At 42.7% G+C, this 23,157-nt stretch carries 20 protein-coding genes; 14 read left to right on the plus strand and 6 right to left on the minus strand.

Going from position 1 to position 23,157, the window contains the following annotated elements; genetic code table 11:
• The first annotated feature begins 22 nt into the window (after positions 1-22).
• The 6 genes from B1L02_RS18940 (at position 23) to B1L02_RS18965 (ending at position 7,291) form a co-directional block, all read left to right on the plus strand.
• Positions 23-1,279 carry an efflux RND transporter periplasmic adaptor subunit gene (locus B1L02_RS18940; RefSeq protein WP_088532372.1) on the plus strand — a complete coding sequence of 419 codons (1,257 nt, stop codon included), beginning with the start codon at positions 23-25 and terminating at the stop codon, positions 1,277-1,279.
• A 14-nt stretch (positions 1,280-1,293) separates the two neighbouring features.
• Positions 1,294-2,016, plus strand: coding sequence for an ABC transporter ATP-binding protein (locus B1L02_RS18945; RefSeq protein ID WP_088532373.1), 723 nt, complete (start codon positions 1,294-1,296; stop codon positions 2,014-2,016).
• Between the two features lie 3 nt (positions 2,017-2,019).
• Positions 2,020-3,333 (plus strand): ABC transporter permease, encoded by a 1,314-nt coding sequence (locus tag B1L02_RS18950; RefSeq protein WP_088532374.1) that lies wholly within the window; start codon positions 2,020-2,022, stop codon positions 3,331-3,333.
• Positions 3,334-3,343: 10 nt separating this feature from the next.
• Positions 3,344-4,546: an ABC transporter permease gene (locus B1L02_RS18955; protein ID WP_088532375.1), complete on the plus strand. Its 1,203-nt coding sequence runs from the start codon at positions 3,344-3,346 to the stop codon at positions 4,544-4,546.
• 106 nt (positions 4,547-4,652) lie between these two features.
• Positions 4,653-5,993, plus strand: a complete 1,341-nt coding sequence (locus B1L02_RS18960; protein WP_088532376.1) for a sigma-54-dependent transcriptional regulator — start codon at positions 4,653-4,655, stop codon at positions 5,991-5,993.
• Positions 5,994-6,001: 8 nt separating this feature from the next.
• Positions 6,002-7,291, plus strand: a complete 1,290-nt coding sequence (locus tag B1L02_RS18965) for a sensor histidine kinase (protein WP_088532377.1) — start codon at positions 6,002-6,004, stop codon at positions 7,289-7,291.
• A 40-nt stretch (positions 7,292-7,331) separates the two neighbouring features.
• Here B1L02_RS18965 and B1L02_RS18970 read toward each other — a convergent pair whose 3' ends face one another.
• The 5 genes from B1L02_RS18970 to B1L02_RS18990 all read right to left on the minus strand — a co-directional run bounded on the left by B1L02_RS18970 (position 7,332) and on the right by B1L02_RS18990 (position 11,278).
• Positions 7,332-7,976, minus strand: a complete 645-nt coding sequence (locus B1L02_RS18970; protein ID WP_088532378.1) for a 2OG-Fe(II) oxygenase — start codon at positions 7,974-7,976, stop codon at positions 7,332-7,334.
• A 63-nt stretch (positions 7,977-8,039) separates the two neighbouring features.
• Positions 8,040-8,513, minus strand: coding sequence for a low molecular weight protein-tyrosine-phosphatase (locus B1L02_RS18975; RefSeq protein WP_088532379.1), 474 nt, complete (start codon positions 8,511-8,513; stop codon positions 8,040-8,042).
• Between the two features lie 127 nt (positions 8,514-8,640).
• Positions 8,641-9,810, minus strand: a complete 1,170-nt coding sequence (hmpA, locus tag B1L02_RS18980) for an NO-inducible flavohemoprotein (RefSeq protein ID WP_088532380.1) — start codon at positions 9,808-9,810, stop codon at positions 8,641-8,643.
• A 25-nt stretch (positions 9,811-9,835) separates the two neighbouring features.
• Positions 9,836-11,053, minus strand: coding sequence for an NnrS family protein (locus tag B1L02_RS18985; protein ID WP_088532381.1), 1,218 nt, complete (start codon positions 11,051-11,053; stop codon positions 9,836-9,838).
• Positions 11,054-11,278, minus strand: coding sequence for a hypothetical protein (locus B1L02_RS18990; protein WP_088532382.1), 225 nt, complete (start codon positions 11,276-11,278; stop codon positions 11,054-11,056). It lies immediately after the preceding gene.
• A 161-nt stretch (positions 11,279-11,439) separates the two neighbouring features.
• On the opposite strand from B1L02_RS18990, the gene norR reads away from it, so the two are divergent.
• From norR to B1L02_RS19030, 8 genes are all read left to right on the plus strand, one after another.
• Entirely contained in the window at positions 11,440-13,002 is a 1,563-nt protein-coding gene (norR, locus tag B1L02_RS18995) for a nitric oxide reductase transcriptional regulator NorR (protein ID WP_088532383.1), read from the plus strand.
• A 241-nt stretch (positions 13,003-13,243) separates the two neighbouring features.
• Positions 13,244-13,714, plus strand: coding sequence for a bacterioferritin (gene bfr / locus B1L02_RS19000; RefSeq protein WP_088532384.1), 471 nt, complete (start codon positions 13,244-13,246; stop codon positions 13,712-13,714).
• Between the two features lie 3 nt (positions 13,715-13,717).
• A complete protein-coding gene (gene bfr / locus B1L02_RS19005) occupies positions 13,718-14,200 on the plus strand; it encodes a bacterioferritin (RefSeq protein ID WP_088532385.1) in 483 nt (160 codons plus the stop codon).
• A 152-nt stretch (positions 14,201-14,352) separates the two neighbouring features.
• Positions 14,353-15,582 (plus strand): ABC transporter substrate-binding protein, encoded by a 1,230-nt coding sequence (locus B1L02_RS19010; protein ID WP_088532386.1) that lies wholly within the window; start codon positions 14,353-14,355, stop codon positions 15,580-15,582.
• The gene (locus B1L02_RS19015) at positions 15,579-18,890 is read left to right on the plus strand and encodes a response regulator (RefSeq protein WP_088532387.1); all 3,312 of its coding nucleotides are present in this window, start codon (positions 15,579-15,581) and stop codon (positions 18,888-18,890) included. The genes B1L02_RS19010 and B1L02_RS19015 overlap by 4 nt, the downstream gene beginning before the upstream one ends.
• A gap of 77 nt (positions 18,891-18,967) precedes the next feature.
• Positions 18,968-21,121, plus strand: a complete 2,154-nt coding sequence (locus B1L02_RS19020; protein WP_088533130.1) for an exonuclease domain-containing protein — start codon at positions 18,968-18,970, stop codon at positions 21,119-21,121.
• A 1-nt stretch (position 21,122) separates the two neighbouring features.
• Positions 21,123-21,491: a DUF1294 domain-containing protein gene (locus tag B1L02_RS19025; protein WP_088532388.1), complete on the plus strand. Its 369-nt coding sequence runs from the start codon at positions 21,123-21,125 to the stop codon at positions 21,489-21,491.
• A gap of 89 nt (positions 21,492-21,580) precedes the next feature.
• Entirely contained in the window at positions 21,581-22,093 is a 513-nt protein-coding gene (locus B1L02_RS19030; RefSeq protein ID WP_088532389.1) for a DUF962 domain-containing protein, read from the plus strand.
• 46 nt (positions 22,094-22,139) lie between these two features.
• On the opposite strand, the gene B1L02_RS19035 is transcribed toward B1L02_RS19030, so the two are convergent.
• Positions 22,140-23,096 (minus strand): FHA domain-containing protein, encoded by a 957-nt coding sequence (locus B1L02_RS19035; RefSeq protein WP_088532390.1) that lies wholly within the window; start codon positions 23,094-23,096, stop codon positions 22,140-22,142.
• Positions 23,097-23,157 lie beyond the last annotated feature (61 nt).

Below are 23,157 nucleotides of genomic sequence, written 5' to 3' on the forward strand. Positions count from 1 at the left end.
CGTTAATTCGAGGAGAATCATTATGATTAAAGACACAAGCGGACAAGATGAAGTGCTCCAAACTAGTAAATCCAAAAAGAAGCTTGGTCTTGTAATAGCGGGTGTTGTAATTATTGCAGCACTTACCGCACAGGTCGTGTTTGGTGGGCCAAATGCTAGTAGCTCCGTGGCCAAAGATAGAGTGCAAATTGCAGCCGTGACTTTTGGTGAGTTTACCCGCGATATTGCCGCCACAGGTTTTGTCGTTGCTGCAAATGCACCACAAATTTATAGTCCGGAGCAGGGTTATGTCTCTTTACAGGTCAAAGCGGGTGATAGCGTGACTCAAGGTGAAGTACTAGCCACGGTTAAGAGTCCAACTTTAACCAACCAGCTCCAACAAGAAGAAGCGGAGCTGCAAAGACTGAGTGGTGAGCTTGAAGGGAAAAAGCTAGATGTTAGACGTCAAAACTTGGCGTTAAATCGCTCCTTAGATCTCGCTCGTGTTGAACTATTAGCGGCAGATAGAGAAGACCGACGTGCTCAGTTGTCTATCCAAAAAAACCTCATCAGCCAAATTGATTTAGAAGAAGCGCAAGACGACCTAGCGCGCGCAAAATTAAACTTCAATCATGCAGAGCAAGAAGTTGCGCTAGGCAAAGATACCTTGGCCTTTGAGCTTAAATCTGTTGAGAATCAACTCGAGCGGCAACGTTTAATTGTTGAGGAATTAAAACGTCAAGTTGCAAGCTTAGATGTGATTGCGCCGGTTTCCGGCATAGTCGGTAATTTATTAGTTGATCAAAATGCGCTTGTTAATGCCAATCAAGGGTTGATGAAACTCGTTGACCTAAGTGCTTATGAAGCCGAGCTTCAGGTACCTGAAAGTTATGCGGCAGAGCTTGGACTGGGTATGGCTGTCGAGCTCAGGATTGGCAACCAAAATATTTCTGGCGTGTTATCTGCGATTTCTCCAGAAGTGAATAACCGTGAAGTCACTACTCGGGTGCGCTTTTCAGACGAAAATATCGATGGCATTAGACAAAACCAACGTTTGTCTGCTCGGATTTTACTAGAGCACAAAGAAAACACCTTAATGGTTAAACGTGGTGCTTTTATGAGTGAAGGTGGGCACATTGCTTACAAGCTAAGTGGTGATATCGCTGAGCGAATTGAAATCACAACCGGTACTTCAAGTATCAGTGAAGTTGAAGTGCTTAATGGCTTAAAGCAAGGCGATCAAATCATCATCAGTAGTTACGACGCATTCGAACGTGCGCCCAGCATCTTATTAAGATAAGAAGGAAAATAATAATGTTAGTTATGAATAATATCGGCAAAGTATACCAAACTGATATGGTGCAAACACACGCACTCAGAGATTTTAATCTGCAAGTAAATGAAGGGGAGTTTATCGCGGTAACGGGCCCTTCAGGTTCAGGTAAAACGACCTTCTTAAATATTGCTGGGATGCTAGAGGGGTACTCTAGTGGTCAATATATGCTAGATGGAATTGATGTCGGTAAGCTTAACGACAACCAAAGAGCTGATTTGCGAAACCAAAAAATCGGTTTTATTTTTCAAGGGTTTAACCTTATCCCTGACTTAAACTTGTACGAAAATGTTGAAGTGCCACTACGCTATCGTGGTATCAAGGCGGCTGAGCGCAAGCGCAGAATTGAAAACTGCCTAGAGCAAGTAGGCCTTGCTGGCCGCGCAAAACATTTGCCACAACAGTTGTCCGGTGGACAGCAACAACGTGTGGCTATTGCAAGAGCGCTTGCTGGTGAGCCACGCTTTTTACTCGCCGATGAGCCAACGGGTAATCTAGATAGTTTAATGGCGCGTCAGGTGATGGAGTTACTAGAACAAATTAACCGTGATGGTGCAACGATAGTAATGGTTACCCACGACCCGGAGCTCGCAAGGCGTACACCAAGAAACATCCAAATTGTAGATGGACAAGTTGCGGATTTTACTTTGTATCAAGGTAAAGGTGCGGCTTCACAAGCGTTGAAATCTCAGCTGGGAGCTTAAGTTATGTTTGCGCATTACCTTGATTTAGCGTGGCGTAGCCTAAAAGCCACGCCGCTTGCGACTAGCCTAATGGCGCTGGCTATTGCCATTGGCATTGGTGTCACTATGGTGAGTTTGTCTGTGTATCACATGATGTCCGCCGATCCAATCCCAAGCAAAAGTAGCAAACTCTATGCTGTACAGCTACAAGTGATGGATGAGGGACAAACCTATCATTCAGCTGATGATATTCCCTTTCAGCTGACCTTTTTAGATGCGAAAAACCTGTATCAAACGCTAAACATCGACAAAAAAGTTGCGATGTTTAAATCTGGCTTTGCGGTTCATGTGAACAACCCTGAAGTGAGCCCCATGTTGCAAACGACACGGCTAATCACGCGAGAATTTTTCGCCATGTTTGAGTTGAGTTTTTTGTATGGTGGAGTGTGGAGTCAAAGCCAAGCCGACAATGCTGCACCAGTGGTTGTAATTGATGAAACTATCGCACAAAAGTTATTTGGCCGCAGTGATGTCGTGGGGGAAAGTATTTATTTGGCACAGCGAAGGTATCAAGTGGTTGGGGTAACAAAGGAGTGGCAGCCAAACGTAAAAATGTATGACTTGAACAATGGGGCTTTTGTTGATGCAGAGCGTATCTTCATTCCCTTCAGTCATGCGGCAGCTTATGAGATTGATACCTGGGGAAATACGAATGGCTGGAAGAGGGAAGAGATTAACAACTTTACGGACAAAATGAATTCGGAAATGCTTTGGACTCAGTTTTGGGTTGAATTAGATAATGAAAAAGAACAACAAGCATTAGAAACACAACTGGATAATTACATCCAAACTCAACAAGATTTGGGAAGATTTAACCGTAAAACGCGAGAATTTTCACTTCGAAATGTCACTGAATGGCTCGAGTATAATAATGTGGTTAGTGAAGATAATAAAGTTATGATTGGCTTAAGTTTTATGTTCCTTGCCGTTTGCTTGGCTAATATTCTTGGGTTGCTACTAGCGAAATTTCTTAAACGTGCTCCTGATGTTGGTGTGAGAAGAGCACTTGGCGCAAGTAAAACGCAAGTGTTTTACCAACATTTGGTTGAAGTGGCGCTGCTTGGTTTTATGGGCGGAGTGATAGGGATTGTTTTTGCACAACTCGGTTTATGGGGGATCCGCAAAACTAGCCATTTATACGAAAGCCTAGCAACAATGGATGTCTCTATGCTGCTAGCCGCGCCGAGTATCGCTATTGTGACTTGTATTCTTGCTGGTCTTTATCCCGCTTGGATAGTGTGTAAAACATCACCAGCTACTTATTTAAAAGTGCAATAAGGAGAGTCCCATGTTGGAACTAAAACCCATTATTAATGCGTTATTGCGCTCTAAAGTTGGTGCCGTACTTGCCATCCTACAACTTGCCTTGACGTTGGCAATTGTCAGCAATTCGCTGTCCATTATTAGTGAGCGCGTCAGCTATCTCAATAAGCCAACTGGCTATCCAGAAGAGTCGATAATCACCTTCAGTGTCATGTCGTTTGACGATAAGATAGATGAAAATCAGCAGCTTATCGTTGATGAGAGAATACTAAAAAGTATCCCTGGTGTTATAGAAGCCGTGGGAGTGAGTTCAGTTCCGCTTTCGGGAGGTGGCAGCAATTCGGGATTTAGCTTGACCTCAGAAGACGATGGTAAACATACAAACTCGGGGCATTTATACGCCAATGAACAAGTGATCCGTACCTTGGGCGTAAAATTGATTGAAGGCCGTGATTTCACATCTGGTGATGTCTTGATCTCAAGTGAGTACGCTAAGCAACCAGATGTTGTTATTGCCAGTAAGGCGTTTACGGACGAGATATTTGGTGAGGGTAAAGGATTGGGCGAAACGATTTATTATGGTGGCGGCCCGTTAAAAGTCGTGGGGATTGTTGAGCGTATGACGAATGCTTGGCCGCGTTTTAGAAATGCTGATCGCTTAATTATTTTTCCTATGGTGAATGCAAATGGATTTCAAGATTTCTTAGTTCGCACAGATCCGAGTTTGCGTGGCGAAGTAATGAAAAAAATAGAGTCGGCGCTGCTTCAAGAAAATCCTAGTCGTGTGATCACAGGCATTAAAGGACTTGATGAGGTGAAAGGAAAGTACAATTCGAAAGACTTATTGATGCTAAGAATGTTGCTAGTGCTAATCACAGCATTAGTCGTCGTGACGGCGCTGGGAATATTTGGTCTTACTCAGTTTAATATCAGTAAACGTACTAAACAGATTGGTACTCGCAGAGCTTTGGGGGCGCGTAAGTCTGCAATTGTTCGTTACTTTGTGGTAGAAAACCTCATTGTTTGTGCAATTGGCTTAGCACTTGGCTCCGTGGCTACGGTTTTCCTCGGACAAAAGCTAATGTCTTTATATTCAGTGCCACCGCTAGAAGTAAGCTATATTTTGATAACGGCGCTTGGGCTTATCGTGCTCTGTATCGCGTCAGTTATTTTTCCTGCTAAAAAGGCGGCGAACATTTCACCGAGTATCGCGACAAGAAGTGTATAACCTTTATACCAACTAGGTTGCGTAAGCAGCCTAGTTGGTATTACTTAACTTGCCTTGTATTAGTTGTGCTAGTATAGGTAACACGTAATAACAAGAATAAAATCATATGGATAAAATCTTAATTGTGGATGATAACCCGGCAGTGCTTGATGCACTGTCATTGTTACTAGAGCTGCATGATTATCAAGTGGTTACCGCATGCTCACCGTTAGAAGCAATTAAAGTGGTGTCGTTTCAGCAAATTGCACTAGTTATCCAAGATATGAACTTTAGTGCAGACACCACTTCAGGAGAGGAGGGAGCTGCGCTATTTCACCAATTGAAAGCACTAAATGCAAAACTGCCTATTATCTTATTAACGGCTTGGACTGAGCTCACCACCGCGGTTGAACTGGTAAAGGCGGGTGCAGCAGACTATCTAGCCAAGCCGTGGGACGATCAAAAGTTACTCACGACGATTGCAAACCTCGTTGCGCTTGGTGAGGCACATAAGCAAGTTGCAAACTTTGAACGGGCTGAACAAGAACGCCAACAGTTTAATCAAGGTGCAGATTTATGCGGGTTTGTGTATAAATCGGTGGCCATGCAGCGAGTCATAGATATGGCGCTGCAAGTCGCTAAATCTGATGTGTCAGTGTTAATAACTGGTCCAAATGGTAGCGGTAAAGAAAAAATTGCGGAAATTATTCAAGCGAATTCACCACTAAAAGACAAACCGTTTGTAAAAGTGAATGCAGGCGCGCTCCCAAGTGAGTTAATCGAAGCTGAGCTTTTTGGTGCCGAGAGCGGTGCTTATACCGGTGCGAATAAGCAGCGTATTGGTCGCTTTGAAGCCGCAGATAAAGGCACGTTATTTTTAGATGAGATTGGTAATTTACCTCTTCCGGGGCAAACAAAATTGCTACGTGTTTTGCAAAGTGGCGAGTTTGAGAGACTGGGTTCAGTCGAGACAAAAAAAGTATCGGTTCGTGTCATCTCAGCAACGAACGCGGATCTGCTAGCAGATATTCGAGGGGGGAAATTCCGTGAGGATCTATATTATCGCTTAAATGTCATCGAGCTAAACTTACCCGCGTTGTCACAGCGGGTGGATGATATTTTAGCTTTGGTCGCGCATTTTTTACCTGCAAGAGGGCTTACTTCGGATGCCCAGCAAGCTTTATGTGAACACCCTTGGCCTGGAAACGTACGGGAGCTTGAAAATGCCTGTAAACGAGCGGCGGTATTGAATCCTGATGGCGAGCTCAATGCGAAGGATTTTGGTCTTGATGTGCAGGCAAATACAGCACAAGTTAGCGCCTCGCAAACTATAAGAGAACCCAGTAAAGAAGAATTAGAGCAGGCGCTCAAGACTCATCTTGGCGTGATTGCGAAAGTGGCGCGACATTTTAACATGAGTAGACAAGCGCTTTATCGTCGCTTGCAAAAGTTTGGCATTGAATATTAAGGACAATAATGACGACATCGCAGCAACATGCATTGATCATTGCCATCAGTATTATTATTGGCCTTATTCCTTTATGGTTCTTACTCGATGACCACAGCGGTTTCATTGTAATAGTACTGGGCTCAGTCAGTGTTGCACTCGTGCTGTATAAACTATTAATGCGTGAAAACAAAGCGGGTTGGGAAGCGTTAGAAGTCGGTTTGATGAACTTTAAGGATGGCGAATTTTCTACGTCCATTACTTACGACGCTAACAATGAACTCGGTAGACTGTGTCAGTTATTTAATGAAACCGCAAAACAGTTGAGAGATGAAAAACAATGGATTTATCAGCGTGAGCTGATGCTAGATAAAGTGCTTGAGTCGTCACCTCAGGTACTTGTTCTCGTTGATTCACAAGGTGTGGTGGTGTTTGCCAACAATAGTGCAAAAACGTTTTTTAACTGTGAGCACCGCCTTGAAGGTGAACGTTTTAGTAAGTTGTTATCCGAAGTCCCCGATGAACTTCAGCAAGCTGCAAGCAACCAAATTGATGGCTTGTTCTCAATACAAAACAGCAGTGGTGAGTCGCAAATGTGGCATCTCGCCAATGGTGAGTTATTACTCAACAACCACTTTCACAAATTATATATTTTTAAGCAATTCACTCGAGAGTTGAGCCGTCAAGAAGTGCAAGTTTGGAAGAAAGTGATCCGCATCATTAGCCATGAGTTAAACAACTCGTTGGGCCCTATTTCATCCATGCTGCACAGCGGACAGATCTTGGCTGAGCGCTTGGATGAACCTAGGCTAAGTCGAGTCTTTGCGACGATCGAAGAGCGCATTGTGCACCTTAGCGAGTTTGTTCAGGGCTATGGTAAGTTTGCCAAACTTCCGCTGCCAAACATTGAACCTGTGGATTTGCAGGTTTTGTGTGAGCGGCTGCAAAGCCATTGGTCATTTAAGTATCAACTTAATCAAATGCAATTACAGGGGGACACCACACAGTTAGAACAGTTACTTATTAATTTGATAAAGAATGCGACCGAGTCTGGCTCAGAGATAGAGGAAATCTGTGTTCAATCTGAGCAGCGCAATGATGAGATTTATATATGGGTGCTCGATAGAGGCGAAGGCATGAGTGACACTGTGATGGCAAACGCCTTAATCCCATTTTACTCTACCAAAGCGTCAGGAACAGGGCTTGGTTTAGCGCTGTGCAGAGAAATTGTTGAAGCACACAACGGTAAGATCAGCCTCTATAATCGCGAAGGTAAAGGTTTGTGTGTCGAAATTCGGTTACCGAATAAATTATCCTGAGTTTAACTCAGGATAATAAACTTAAGGCTAAGCTCATCAATTATTTTGGTGGATCAATCGAGTGATTAATGCTGGCATTAACCCTAAACCACCCTGCAATTGAATAGCGCTTCTCGTTAGCAACCAGTACTTCATGAGGAAACTCATCACTTAAAAAGGTAACTAGTGTGCCGTAACTTGGCAGTACCGTTGTGAGTATCTCATCATGATTATCGGGATTGTAAACGACAAGTTCGCCGCCATTGTCTGACGTCCAAGACTGGTTTAAGTACAATACTGTGGTCAAAATTCGGTTGGTCTTTCCCTTAAAGGCGTCCATATGCTTTTTGTAAAACGCCCCTGGAGGATAAATGGCAAAGTGGCTTTCATAACTAAAGAGTCCCATAAACAGCCGTCTGTTTAAATAGGCCTTTAGCTCGCCCATGTAGTTGAGCCAAACAGATTCCAACTCATTGCTGGTGTCTAACCAGTGAATTTTATCTCTGCGAATTTTCTTATTTTGCTCGTGAGAGGCTAAACGACCAATTCCAGCTTGCTTAAAGTCGTCACTGCTGAGCTCTGCTATTCTCAATTCTAACTTGGATAAAATGTCGGGACTGACGAAATTTGGCAAAATACTAATGCCTGTGGTTTGTAAGTCCTGAGCTAATTTCTCGAACGGAAATTCTAAGTCTAAATCTAACAATAGCGGCGCCTCTTAAAAAGGTCTTTTTACCGCTTTGTTTGGTACCGATCCAGCGAGTTAATTTCACCTTGTCGATAAGCGAATTTTGTTAATGATGTTTTCACAGGCTACTTCGATTAAATCAAGCACATGTTCAAAGCCATGTTCACCACCATAATAAGGATCAGGCACTTCATGCTCAGTCATGTCACCAAACGCTAAAAACAGCTGAACTTTATGCTCCAAGCCGGTAGGACAAATAGAGAGTAGGTCGCGGTAATTAGCGGTGTCTGCGCACAAAAGTAAGTCGTAATCTTCAAAATCGCTGGGTTTTACTTGCTGCGCTGATATGCCTGAAAAGTCATACCCTCTTGCGCTGCCTGCCGTGACACTGCGTGGATCTGGAGGGTTACCTTGATGATAGCCAATGGTGCCAGCGGAATCGATACGGATTGTTAACTCTGTTGCTGCGAGTTTATGCTTTAATACCGCCTCCATAGTTGGAGAGCGGCAGATATTACCCATGCAGACGACTAAGATACTAGAAATTGCGCTCATATTGTTGTCCTTCAAGTACGCTTTTATACCAAAAGTATTCATTCTCCAAGTCTACCGATTTTTTAATTTAGAGCAAAATATAAGGCGCCGCTAATACCAATCGTATTAGGACGCCAAGTTTAAATTGTTAGTTTGGAAGATTTTCGTGAGGACCAAATACCTCATAGAAGATTTGCTCGGCTTGTACACCAGCATTCATCAGTTGGGTTTTGATAAAGCGCATAAAGGCAACCGGGCCGCATAGGTAGAACTCTCCGTCTGTGAGCGGCAAAGTATCTTTGATTGCATTGATATCCATCAGTCCGGAGTGCGTACCGTCGGCTTCTGACTCCAACCAAGTAACCACATTAAAATCTCGGATATTGCTACCAAGCTCATTGATTTCTTGGTTGAAACCTAAGTCACTGTGAGTTTTATTTGCGTGTAAAAAATGGGCTCCGACTTCAGGTGAATGTTGGCTATGAACACCAAGCATGCAAAGCATAGGGGTTATTCCAACCCCAGCGCTAATGTATACCTTTGGACTGGCTGTGTGTTGTCTGACAAAGTCTCCAGCGGGGGGGGTGAGCTTGAGGGTGTCGCCCGCCTTAAGTGTATGAAGATATTGCGATACGGCACCGTCGTGTTTAGTAGAGATCCTAAGGTACGAACCATTGGGCGCAACAGACAAAGAGTATTGGCGGATCTGCTGAAACCCTGCCACTTCTTTTGGTACAAAGACAGAAACAAATTGCCCAGCTTGGTAATGAGGCAAGGCTTTACCGTCGGCTGGTTTGAGATAAAAGCTTTTAATATTTTCAGTGTCGCTTATCACCTTGTCAATTGTAAATTCACGAGTTCCTTGCCACCCACCTTGCTGCTCAAGCGCGGTTTGATACAGGCCATGTTCTGCGGTGATAAATAAATCGGCTAAAAACTGGTAGGCACTAAGCCAAGCTTGCTCTATTTCATCTGTGAATTGATCGCTGAACTCGGCTTTGAGTGTTGCAATTAAATGCTGGCCAACAATAGCGTATTGCTCCGGTAAAATCCCAAGGCTAACGTGTTTATGGTTGATACGTAAAATGGCGTCACTGAGCACTTCTGGTTGATCAATGTAATTGGCATAGGCCGCTAATGCTGCAAATAGTGCCAACGGCTGCTTTCCCGAAGCCTGATGGGACTGGTTGAATACCCCTTTTAATTCTGGGTGTTGATTGAACATCCGATGATAAAACTTGGCGGTGATCTCGGGACCGACTTGAGCCAATAGTGGTGCACTTTGTTTTACCAACTCAATCGTATTGTGTGTAAGCATTAATATCTCCAATTTGAGAGTAGAGTTAACCTATTCGCCCATCGACGCGTTTTTGTATCAGCATGGGCGCGAAGGTAATGAAAAAAAGCAAAAAACCAAAAACCCAAGCCACTGCACTTAACAGCCATGCATTGTGTGGGTTTATAAAATGAATAAGGAAGGCGCGGATAAGACCTGATATCGCGATACAGATAAATGCCAGCGTAGTTGTCGTGCCTACCTGTAATAGTCGACCTGTGTGGCCCAAGGTAACGCGAGTCATCATGGCTAAGATCATTAATCCCATGCCATTAATTGCCACTAAGTGAAGATGGCTGCGCAAATGCTCTGGTGCAAAGGTGTTGTTGTATGCGCTAAGTATTAAACCCACTGCGATTGCACAATATGACAGGTACAGTGACCAAAGCAGTGGTACGTTAAATAATTTACCGTTAAACCAATAAATTGCTCTTATCGAATGCAGTAGCCCAAGGAGCAGAAGTGCAGCACTTAAATAGTGAGTATTTTGCTTCGTAAACTGCAGGATATAGGTGAAAACGCAGATGATGGCGAGGTAAAAGATCGCCCTGTCTAACCTTGGAGTATGTGGTTTTTGTGCTTGCTGCAATCCTCGGGCAATAAAAAACGGAATAACGCGGCCACCCACTACACCAATCAATAACATGTAAGCAATTAGCGTTGCTTGGCTTGTAGCGCTTAGCAATAAGAAGTGTTGGTTGTGAAGTAAAATCAAAAATACGATGTTGCAGCCACACAACATACTTACAGCAAAAATAAAAACACGATTATTTTTGGATTTTGCATCAACAATTACGCTCGTTAAATTGAATAGTACAATGAGCCAAAAACTCAGTTGTAGTAGCAAGGTGATGATGACTGATGAATTTGCCACAAAAAAGCTCAGCCTAGCGGCACACCAAATAATACAGAGTGACAGCAGTGCGCCACCATGTAATGTTTGTCTTTGCGTCCAATTTTTTGCTGCGGTTAGCAAAAATCCGGCGACGACTGCACCGCCAAAGCCAAACAGCATCTCGTGGGCGTGCCAATAGGTCGCTGGGTAATCATTACGCCAAACAACATTGCCATTGAGCAATAAAGCCCACACAGAAATACTTACGACAGCGAATAAAGCCGCGAGTAAAAATAGCGCTCTAAAGCCGAGCATCAACACGGGCCAAGTAGATGGTGTATACCAACACACTGCTTTTGGACTGGGCTCTTCTAGCTGGATTAAGCTCATTTATTTAACCTCCAAACCTAGGTGGTATAGACAAACAAGGCGGATGACGTAGGCAAGCTTAATCAAGGCGGCCAATACGATAGTGCTAATATGTGCTGCAATTTGTGAGAAGAGGCTGAAGCTTTCAACGCTAAAAAAACTCACTTGCAGTGACAGCATAAACGCTGCGAGAGAAGTGAAAATGACGATGTTGCTATATCTTAAAAGCTGGTATGCACGGCTCATCGTTAACTCTGCGAATGTTGATATATAGACTGCGCATTGCAGGTGTTACGCCAACTTTAAAATTTTATATAAATCATTGTATTAGCATTACCATATTGATGTTTGAGTCAAATTGACCTATCTTAACTGGTGTTTATTTAAATAAATTGAGTCTTTTTGACATGAATTCATTAGCGCTCTCCAAATTGCTTGAGCTTAGTATGTCGTTATCACGACTTTCGTTGGCGCAAGAGGGTCGCGAGGTTAAGCAATACGCTAAGTCCTTGCTATCAGCATTGAGTCAATCTGTTACCGCTGATGCCATCGCCATTCTCTATGGCGATCAGCATGCATTAACGATTCTAGCTTGCAAGGGATTGAGTGCGGACGCTGTTGGGCGGCAGTTTTTGCTTACAGAGCAACCTAGATTGATGTCCATTTTCGAGTCTGACGAACTAGTTAGTTTTCCTGCCAATAGCGACTTACCTGACCCTTACGATGGTCTGTTACTAGCGGAAGAAAGTCGCTTGCCGGTGCATGCCTGCATGGGGTTTAAGGTTGCACTTCAAAGCGACATCTTATTGGTGACGTTTGATAGTCTTAAATCTGATAGCTTTGAGCACTTGTCTGATGTTTACATGAAAACCCTACAAGCAATTGTCTCAAGTAGTGCATTACGTATGTTTGAGGCTAAGTGCCTCTATGAGCAAGCACGCTCATCGATACATACCCAATCCCAAAAGTCCGTTAAAAAACAAGTCTTGGTCGGAGAGAGTGCTGTAATGCACTCGCTTAAATCAGAAATTAAATTGGTTGCTGGCTCTGAGTTTAATGTGCTTATTCAAGGCGATACCGGAACGGGTAAAGAATTGGTGGCAAAACAAGTACACCTTAACTCCCGACGAAATGACAAACCATTTGTGCAAATCAACTGTGCGGCGCTTCCTGACTCGATTGCAGAAAGTGAACTTTTCGGTCACAAAAAAGGGGCGTTTACTGGGGCTGATAAAGACCGATTAGGCAAATTTGCAGCCGCGGACGGCGGCACGCTGTTTTTGGATGAAGTTGGCGAACTGAGTTTGACTTTACAGAGCAAACTATTACGTGTGCTGCAAAGCGGTGAGGTGCAAGCGGTAGGTGCTGACCGCATTCATGTTGTTGATGTCAGGGTGGTTGCCGCCACAAATCGTGATTTAAAAGAAGAGGTGAGGCGCGGAAAATTTAGGGCTGATCTTTATCATCGCTTGAGTGTGTATCCTTTATTTGTTCCTCCACTGACTGAGAGGCTAGATGACATCCCGCTGCTGGTTGGATTCTTTTTAGAGCAGCTAAGAGGTACGCTCAACGCAAAACAAGTGGTGATGGATAGGCAAGCACTCAGCCGGTTAATGCATTACGATTGGCCGGGTAATGTCAGAGAGCTTGAACATTGTGTCAGTCGTGCAGCGTTAAAAGCTAAGCATCAACAGTGGCAGGCTAATATCATTGAGATCCATGACATAGACATCGCGCCAAAACACCATCAACAAACTCAGCAGATTGAACGCCTTACCACGCAAGAGAAAACACCTCCTGTTGCCATGAAATTTGCCGTTGAGCTACTACAAAAAGACATGATCGTTAACGCGATGGAACATCATGGGTTTAATTGGTCGGCAGCTGCGAGAGAGCTGGAAATGGATAGAGCAAATTTAGTTAGGCTGGCAAAGCGTTTAGGGTTGGATGTTAAAAAGCAGATGAGTTGAGTAACCGGAGCTGCTTTTATAAATCTCAATAACTTAGCAAGTTTTTTATTCAAAGTTCTGATTGAATACAAGCTGTTCAAAAAATGAAACCCTAAATGTAATGAAAATTGTTATTAATACTCTTATAAGTTGTTTATTTTAAAAGGGTATATTAAGAAAACTGTTATTTTTATTTAATCTTGCGAAGAATAAATATTGAACTAGGGTTATAGGGCGTCACTCGACATTATTAGGGGGCCCTATGCAGGGTAATAAGCAAGTAATAACAGCGCTAAATCAAGTGCTTACGCTAGAGTTAACATCGATAAACCAGTTTTTTCTACACGCAAGAATGTACAAAAATTGGGGGCTGGAAGAGCTAAACGAGAAAGCGTATAAAAAATCTATCAAGGACATGAAGCAAGCAGATGATCTTATCGAGCGCATATTATTCCTTGAAGGGTTACCAAACCTCCAACATTTAGAAAAGTTACGAATAGGTGAGCATACCGAAGAAATGATGGCGTGCGACTTAGCGTTTGAACTCGATCAGCTTCCGACACTGCGCGAAGCGATTGCGCTGTGTGAACACGAACAGGATTATGTTAGTCGAGAGTTACTAGAAGATATCCTTGAATATGAAGAGAGCTATGTGGATTGGCTCGAAACGCAGCACTTCTTAATCAAAAATACAGGTATTGAAAATTATCTGCAAGCGCAGATTGAGGGGTAAGTTATGCAAGGCAATTCTACCGTTATCGACTTACTTAACAAACAACTTACGCTTGAGCTTTCTTCTATGGACCAGTATTTGGCTCATGCCAAAATGTATGAAGATTGGGGTCTGGAGAAGCTACACCAAAAGTTATCTCACGAATACGAAGAAGAGCTTGATCACGCAAAGCGGATCACCGAACGTATTTTGTTTTTGGAAGGTACGCCGGATACCGCTTCTCGAGCGCCAATTCACGTCGGTTCTGATGTGAAGGAGATGCTAGAAAATGACTTGGCTGCGGAAGTTTTGGTAAAAGACCATTTGAAAAAGGTGATCGCTGTTTGTGAGCAAGCGCAAGATTATGTCACGCGGGAGATGCTTGAAACCCTGTTAGACGACACGGAGATGGATCACATATATTGGCTTGAACAGCATATTAATTTAATTAAGCTGATCGGTTTACCAAATTACATTCAGAGCCAACTCGCTAATAGCCCTGAATGACCCCAACTACCGCACCTACTTTTGGGTGCGGTTTCTTTGCGCACCATACATTGTCCAGCTGATTTATACCGTGCAAGGTATTAGCCATAAAATTAAGCAATCACAATGATTTGAACTAAAGTTTAATTACGTGTTGGGTGATTAGTAATGCGATGAAAATACTACTATTGTTTTTCTATCTTTTTAGCTCGATTTGCCTCGCAGAAAACTCTGCAAAAGTGCTACGTATTTATCATGACGCAGATTATTCCAATTTACATGAGTCTGCCGAGGCGATAAAAATGGGGTTTTTAACCGCATTGGATGAAGTAGATAATCAAATCCAAGGTCATCAGATTGAATTGGTGGCCAAAGACCATCGTGGTAATAGTAATCGAAGCTTGCTTCATTTTAAGCAATTTTTGAAAGACCCGAATGCCTTGCTCGTGCTTGGTGGCGTACATTCTCCTCCTTATATTAAATTTCGTAAATTCATCAATGAGAATGATGCCTTGCTATTGGTTCCTTGGGCGGCTGGTGGACCAATAACAAGATATCCGAGTAAGGATAATTGGATTTTCAGGCTTTCCGTAGATGATACCAAAGCAGGGAAGGTGCTTATCAATTATGCGAACCAACAAAAGTGTGCCGCTCCTCATTTATTACTTGAGGATACAGCGTGGGGGCGCTCCAATTACAATACACTGCTAGAAGAACATAAAAAAGCCAAGCCAAACCACGCACTGCCAGTATCTTGGTTTAATTGGGCAACTAAGGAAAGTGAGGCGCGGATCATCATCCATAATATTATTGAAAGTGAGCCACAATGTATCATCTTTGTTGGCAATGCGATTGAGGGCGCAGAGTTTGTAAAAGCCATGGCAGGTATTGACGAGGCTCAGCGCCTGCCTATTGTTAGTCATTGGGGGGTAACTGCGGGTAACTTTTTTAAAGTTATTGGGGATAAGCTATCTGCAGATGTCTCGTTGGCGGTCCTACAAAGCTGTTTTTCTTTTGAGAATAAACCATTAAGTGCGTTTTCGGCAGGAGTATTTAATCGTGCAAAACGGCTGTTCCCAACTCAGTTTGCAACGTATGGATTTGTTCAAGCGGCACCAGGATTTATCCATGGGTATGATATTGCCAAGCTTCTCATTGCGGCAGCGGAGCAAATAAAGCTGACGGATTCAGTTGTTACCAACAGAGCCTTGTTAAAAAGTGCATTTGAGGATCTGCAATCGCCGGTCAGCGGTTTAGTAAAAACGTATCAACGGCCTTTTAGTGTGTGGAGTGAACAAAACGATTCAGCCCATGAAGCGCTAGCCGTGCAAGACTTGTGTATGGGGCAATACCAGTCTAATGGCAGTATTAAACTAGTTTATAGTTACCCGGGGTCGCATTGAAAACTAAATTCACCTTAACGAGTAATCGCGCGTTTTACGCCTTTTTAGGATTAACGGCTGTCGTTTCACTCCTACTCAGTGCACTTTTTGTTGGGCTGAGATCAAATGTGATAGTCGAAGACTTGGTGAGAGAAACGAACGAAACTCAGGCTCAGCTATCGGTTAATAACTTAACTCAGTATCTTGAGAGTCGCAAACAAATACTATACGACCTTTCGTCCCATCCCATTATAGTAAATGGTGCGATGGGCACGGGGCTCTCCGCTGCTAAGTTACGAGACTTTATGCGCAGTTTTCAGATCATAGGTAAAGAAGAAAAGTTAATGGTGATCAATGTATTGGGCGATGTTGTTTACGCAAACTTTGATTCTCATGAAGTGTTAGACCAAAAACCAAAATGGCTCGACAAAGTGATCAATGCAGAATTGGGCAGTGCGATAGATCTTACTCAGGTTGGCAACCTGCACTATTTCACAATAGCTGTACCGATTTATTATAACGGGTTTGCTGAGGGAGCACTTATTGGCGAGTTTTCTACGAGTTTAGAGAGTCTGCTGAGCTCTTCATCAACCACATCTTTTCATAGCATTGGTTTAAAAGGCAGGTGGATTAACTTTTCTAACACCCAAAAAGTTGGAACTTACTTTAGTGTAAGCAGCCTCGATGTTGGCTCTACCGATTTAGTATTAGACTATCGTGTGGAAAAGAGTCAGGTCACTGACGAAGTGAAAATATTTGTGTGGGATCTGGTTGGTGCTATTGCTTTTGGGCTGTTCCTATCATTTGGTTTGCTCTATTTGTTTGGTAAGCAACTTCTGTTAAACCCGTTCAAAAAGCTAGAAGAATCAAGGGCAACACTCAAACGTAGTGAAGAGCGATTTAAACTTGCAATATTTGGTAGCGATGATGGTCTTTGGGACTGGGATCTTGAACGAAATGCGGTGTTTTATTCAGATAGATTTAAATCTTTACTAGGCTTTTCTCAAGAAACGCAAGCCTTATTCTCTGCGCACATTTCTAGTTTATTTGACCGAGTCCACCCAGAAGATCTCCCCAATTTAGAAAACTCAATTAAGTTTCATATGACGGAAGAAGAGCCTTTTGGTGTAGAGTGCCGAATAAAAACGAGGCAAAACAGCTATCGCTATTTTTGGCTAAAAGGTGCTGCTGCACTTAAAGATGGACAAGCGAAGCGAATAGTTGGCTCACTTTCGGATATTACCGATCAAAAGCTTCATCAAGAGGCACTGAGAAAGGCAAAGGAACAAAATGATTTACTTGCCCAAGCGATAGAGTGCGCAAATGTCGGCATAACGATTGTTGACGCGAATAAGCCTGAATTACCGATCGTATTTGCTAATAAGACATTTCAACAAATCACCGAATATGGAGATGAGGTACTGGGTAAAAATTGTCGCTTTTTGCAAGGTGAACATACCCAACAGCAAGCTTTAGACGAAATCAGAGAAGCAATAATAGCTCGCAAATTAATTAAAGTTGAATTGATAAACTACACCAAATCTGGAAAGGCATTCTGGAATAGTTTACAGATCTCTCCGGTGTTCAACGAACAAAATCAATTAACGGCATTCGTCGGTATCCAACAGGATATTACTGCTGCTGTTGAGGCGAAAAAGGAGCTAGAACAAGCGAAGCAAGCGGCGGAGCAGGGCGCGCAAGCTAAAAGCGAGTTTTTAGCGTCAATGAGCCATGAGATCCGCACGCCAATGAATGGTGTAATAGGCATGTTAAGTCTGCTAGAAGATGAGCACCTTACTCAAACTCAATTACATAAAGTGAGTCTAGCAATGGGCAGTGCCAAGTCGTTATTAAATCTCATCAACGATATTTTAGATTTTTCTAAAATTGAGGCGGGTAAGCTTGAGCTTGAGTCACTAGATTTCGATGTTAGGGCATTGCTTGGCGAATTGATTGAATCCGTTGCGTTGCAAGCACAGAAAAAGGGACTTGAACTTATTCTAGATGTTACCCAACTTGAAAAGCCATTGGTGCAGGGGGACCCGAGCCGCATTCGACAAATCATCACCAACCTAATTAGTAATGCAATCAAGTTTACCGAGCAAGGCGAGATCATCATCCGAGCTTGGTTTAGTGAGGTAGACAATAAACTGAGATTTCATTGCTCAGTAGAAGACACCGGCATAGGCATACCAGAAGACAAAGCGGATAGACTTTTTGCTAAATTCTCTCAAGTTGATGCCTCTACTACTAGAAAGTATGGAGGGACTGGGTTGGGGCTTGCTATTGTGAGACAACTCTGTGAATTAATGGATGGCGATATCGCTGTTAGTAGTCGGTTTGGACATGGTAGCCAATTTGAATTTTTCGTGACTTTGATCCATGGCGATAATACTCAGTTCGAAGCTGCAAAAATTGATTTACAAGGGAGCAAAATACTCCTAGTTGACGATAATCTCTCTGCCTTGACGAGTTTGGAATCTCAATTGAGGCACTGGGGTGCGGATGTGTATAAAGCCAGCTCTGGAATACAAGCACTCTCGCTGTGTGAAGCTGAATACCAACGTGATAAATATGTGTTTGATATCGCCTTATTGGATATGACGCTCAGAGGTATGTCGGGTGAGCAGCTCGGTGCTGCACTAAAAAATGATAAGCGATTCAAAGCGATAAAACTTGTCATGATGACGCAAATGGGTACCAAGGGGGATGGCCAGTTTTACGCGGATCGTGGCTATTCAGGCTATTTTCCAAAGCCCGTGACAACCAAAGACCTTTTTGATGCGTTAACCATTTTAGCTGAAGATGGCAAGGCGCTGGCGAATGCGAAACCACTGGTTACGAGTCACTATCTGAAGCTGGTAAGAAAGGCGAACGAAACCGAATTTACGTGGCCAACACCTTGTCGCATTCTACTGGTTGAAGATAATAAGGTGAACCAAGTTGTCGCATTAAGTATGCTCAAAAAATTGGGTATAACCCATATTGAAGTTGCTGAAAACGGACTACTTGCCATTGAACTACTCAAATCTCAACAAGATGAATGTCGATTTGAGTTGATCTTAATGGATTGTCAAATGCCAGAAATGGATGGCTATCGGACTACCGAGTTAATCCGAGACGGAGCTGCAGGTGAGAGTTATCAGGGAGTAAAAATATTGGCCATGACAGCCAATGCAATGTCCGGTGATAGGGAAAAGTGTTTAAATGCAGGCATGAATGACTATCTCACAAAACCCATTTCGGAGGAGCCATTGAGCGAGAAACTACAATATTGGCTATACAAAAGCGAATACGCATCCACTGACGATACAGAAGAAACGACTTAAGGGGTAACTGAAGCAAATTGGCAATATGCTCTATCCATGGTAGTCTGTACTGTATATAAAAACAGTTGTCTGAATTTGTGTTGAGAAAAGAATTACCCGCCAAATATTACTTGAGCCACTTTAATGAGCTTAGCGATTATTTACTTAAAGTATGTCAACCGCTATTAAGTAGTGGACAGCGTGAGCTGCTGGCTGAGCTACAACGCTTGCCTGAAGATGAATTGTGTTTGTTAGTGCGGTTTATTTCCCGCAAAACCCCTTTTTTGAATGTCAATTCACTGCGCTACGAAGAGATCAATAATATTTGTGAAGTCGCGTTTTCATTAAAAGCTAAGGGATTACTTCGTCAAGTACAGCAAGACGACTTTCAAGCACTGCTACATTGCTTAACTAAACCCTGTCTAATTGAACTTGCCGAGCGAGAGAATTTAACTACACTGCCAAATAAATCGGCAAAAAAATCGCTCTGGGTAGCGCATATCAATCAATCTGTCTGCGTTGAACATCTAAATGCACAAGAATACCTATCCCAGTATCTCACGCTCTCATTTCAAGCCGATATCGACTACTTTCTATTTTTGTACTTTGGTAAAGTTGGTTTTAGCTTAGCGCAATTTTCGATGCGAGATCTTGGTGTAATGAATACCCGAAGCGTTGGCGCCGGTTACCATGCACATTTTGAGCAAAGAGCAGAAGCGGTGAGTGCGTTTTATTATGCAAATGCACTCAGTGAGCTCAAGAACGTCCCAGAAGATGAATTAGTACAGCGCGCTAAACAGGCTACAGAGCAACAATTGCCTAAAGTCGATGGGCAATATGCAATGACTGCACATGCAAAGTACCTGTTAACACTTGCCAGAAAGTTAGGTCCTGAATTCGTCCACTTTACAACCTTATTGCGTATGAGTGAGCACCCTCAAGCTCGTGAGATGTTGATACGGCATAATTATAAACAAGGTGAGGTTGAACTGGTTCGTGAGCAATTAGAGCGCATATTACAGAGTGAAAACGATGAAACATTAACGATCTTTGCTGAGGATTTTTACCAGCGTAAATTTAACCAAAAACGCACTTCTGTTCTCACTGATATGCTAAGAAAAAGCCAACCCGCAATCCAAGTCGATGAGGCATTTAAGGGACAAACAGAAGTCGGTGTTATTGCTCATTATAAACGTCATGGTATTGAAGCCTATCACGTTGAAAATGAAATTTGGCTGGCCTTATTCGGACTGACCTTTTGGCAAGAATTGTTTTATCACCCAAAAAGTATCGTTGCTAATGGATTTTCTAGAACTCCGCTGGCGTTAAAAGAAAATCGCTTTTACCGCGAATTTGAGGAAGAGATTGAATGTCGTTTAGCGAATTTTACAGATACTTCGGCTTGGATTAACTGGCTGCTACGACAGGTGAGCGAACATTATGGAGAACCAAATCGGTTGTTTATTTGGCACGATAAAGTGCTCGACTCGATAAAAATATTGTTGTCTAACTTGTCAATTGAGGATGTCAAATCCGTTTTAAGGCTAATGTGTAGTGACTTTCTTCTGATGAAATCTGGTTTTCCCGACCTGATGATAGTCGACAAAAAAGCGGGTTTAAGGTTTGAAGAAATCAAGGCGCCAGGAGATAGTCTTAGCCGAAGTCAGCTAGTTAACATTTCTAAACTCTTGCAGTGCAATATTCCCACCCGACTGCAAACAGTTGAGTGGCATATCTCCAAAGAGCAACCCTATGTCGTTGTCGATATTGAAACCACAGGGGGCAACAAAGAGTTTGATCGCATTACCGAGATTGCCATGGTAAAAGTTATTAATGGAGAAGTCGTTGCGCAATGGCAATCTCTTATTAATCCGATGCGCCGTATTCCACAAAAGATCACAGAATTGACGGGGATCACTCAGACAATGGTGAGTGATGCACCGAGGTTTTTTGAAATTCTGGAGCAAGTTGAGCAGTTTAGCCAAGGTGCTATTTTTGTCGCGCACAATGTGAACTTTGATTATGGCTTTATTCGGCAGGAGTTTGCTCGAGTCGGCCGAGAGTTTACTCGTGCGAAGTTATGTACTGTGCAATTAGGTCGAAAGTTTGTACCAGGCCTGCGCTCTTATGCGCTCGGGGCGTTTTGCCAAGCGATGAATGTACCCCTGGTTAATCATCACCGTGCAATGGACGATGCTTATGCTACCGCTGAAATTTTTATTCAAATCAATACAATAAGACAGGAAAAATAGCATGTCAGGCGTTCGTTTAATGCATCACCAGATGGGGCTATTTTGGGGCGCTGGCGTATGGTTAGGGGGGCTTTGCGTATTTAAGCTGCCATGGCAGGGGGTTATTTCCGCAGCGGTGTTGTTGGTTATCAATTTATTTGTATTTGGGCTTTTTTGGTGGGATAAGCGAGCTTCAACGCTTGCTCAATCACGCGTTTCTGAGCGCAACTTGATACTGTGTGGGTTGCTCGGGCTCAATATTATCACACCACTGGCAATGTATATGCTCAGGCATAAAACCATCAAACCAAGCTTTAATTTTAAGCTTTTGATGGTGCTCATAATACAGACCATAGTATTTGCTATGCTGTTTATCTGGTTATTTATCTAGCGGCTAATACTCTAATGAAATTTTTATTGATTAATTCACTTAGTTGACTAATTATCAGTAGGGTAATTGGTATTAAAGAGAAAACAATAATGAACAAACTAGAGACACTACTAAGCCAATATGCCATGTATCATCGCAGTAAAAAGAACATTCTGACTCACTTTTTTGGGATCCCGTTAATTGTGATTGCTGTTGTGGGTATGACTTTTATCCCGCTATTCGACATATCTGGGGTTACTATCACGCTTGCCGCGTTGATAGGGGGAGTTTTATGTGGCTATTACCTGATGTTATCCCTCGTATTCGGGCTCATGATGAGCGCTATCATGCTGGCTTTTTACTTCCTTGTTCTAACGTTGAATCCACTCATCATTAATGCTGGAGTAATGACCGTATTATTTTGGGCTGGTGTTTTCTTCGTTGGCTGGGTGTTACAGTTTATTGGTCATTATTTTGAGGGAAAAAAGCCTGCGTTTGTCGATGATCTAATCGGTTTGGCAATTGGACCACTATTCGTGCTCGTGGAACTGTTATTTGTATTGGGGCTTTATAAAGAGCTCGAAAACAAAATAGTGATTAATGCTGGCGAGTATAAAGCATAGGTGATAGTTGGGCAGGATGCTATTTTTGCCCAACTACACATATCGATTAAGTTGTCATGCGAGTTTCTAATTTAGAGCCTTTTATTATCGTGATATCTTGGCAATTTAATCTTACTCGACCGCAGCGAGTTTCTAATAAGAATGTTGCTTCTGGGTAATCTTCACCACCAGAATCGACGAATTGCTTACGTGCACGGTGGACCATAATATTCATATGGTTTGTTTGTACACCGAGTGCTTTTGCTAAGTCATCGCGATAAACCCAACCTTGAACATCGGACTCAAGGCCCGCATCTTTATCTTGGATCCGGGTTCTTGCAAGCAGTAACAGTAAGTAGTGATGACTTCTTATGCCTAAATCTAGGTGCTTCTCGTCCACACTTAACGTTAGTTGAGTATCTTCTTCGTCTTGACTAACATTAAACTCTAGTGCCATTGGTTTAGCTGCTTTTTGGCATTCAAGGTGCTTAGTTACAGCAATAGTCGTGGCAGAAAAAAACATCCATTGATCGTTCATCAACGACACAATGCTGCCGTCTATTAAAGCTTGGCGATCCGAGGTGTTGAGATCTTCTAAAAACCAATAGTTGAGCAATTTATCGTAGTAAATGATGTGTTTAGGATCATCTTCACTTGGTAATAGAAGTTGATTGGTTACTTCTATAACTTTTTGGTTATTTGACTGAGAAACTAAATATTGACACTCGGTTTGCAAATTCGCCGCCACAAAGGAGTTTTGACCCGGCGCTGCAAAATCAATCTTATCGTTTTCGAATAGCTGGTATGGCAAGTTCTTATCGAGCTTTTTGTCGTTTATCCAGATACCATTCGTACTCACGTCTCTGATAAACCACTTGTTTTCATTGAGTTCGATAATGGCGTGATGTCGTGAAACTCCCGGCTTGTCTATCAAGGTGTCTACACTATATTTATAGCGGCCCACCGTATGATAGCTTTTAAGATAGACTCGTTCGAGTTTCTGTTCGTCGATTAAATAAGCCATAGTTAGTTCCGTATAACTTTGATGAAAATTACATGCTTATACAAAGTAGATGCAATAATTC

This window comes from Pseudoalteromonas piscicida, from assembly GCF_002208135.1.
GTDB lineage: Bacteria > Pseudomonadota > Gammaproteobacteria > Enterobacterales > Alteromonadaceae > Pseudoalteromonas > Pseudoalteromonas piscicida_A.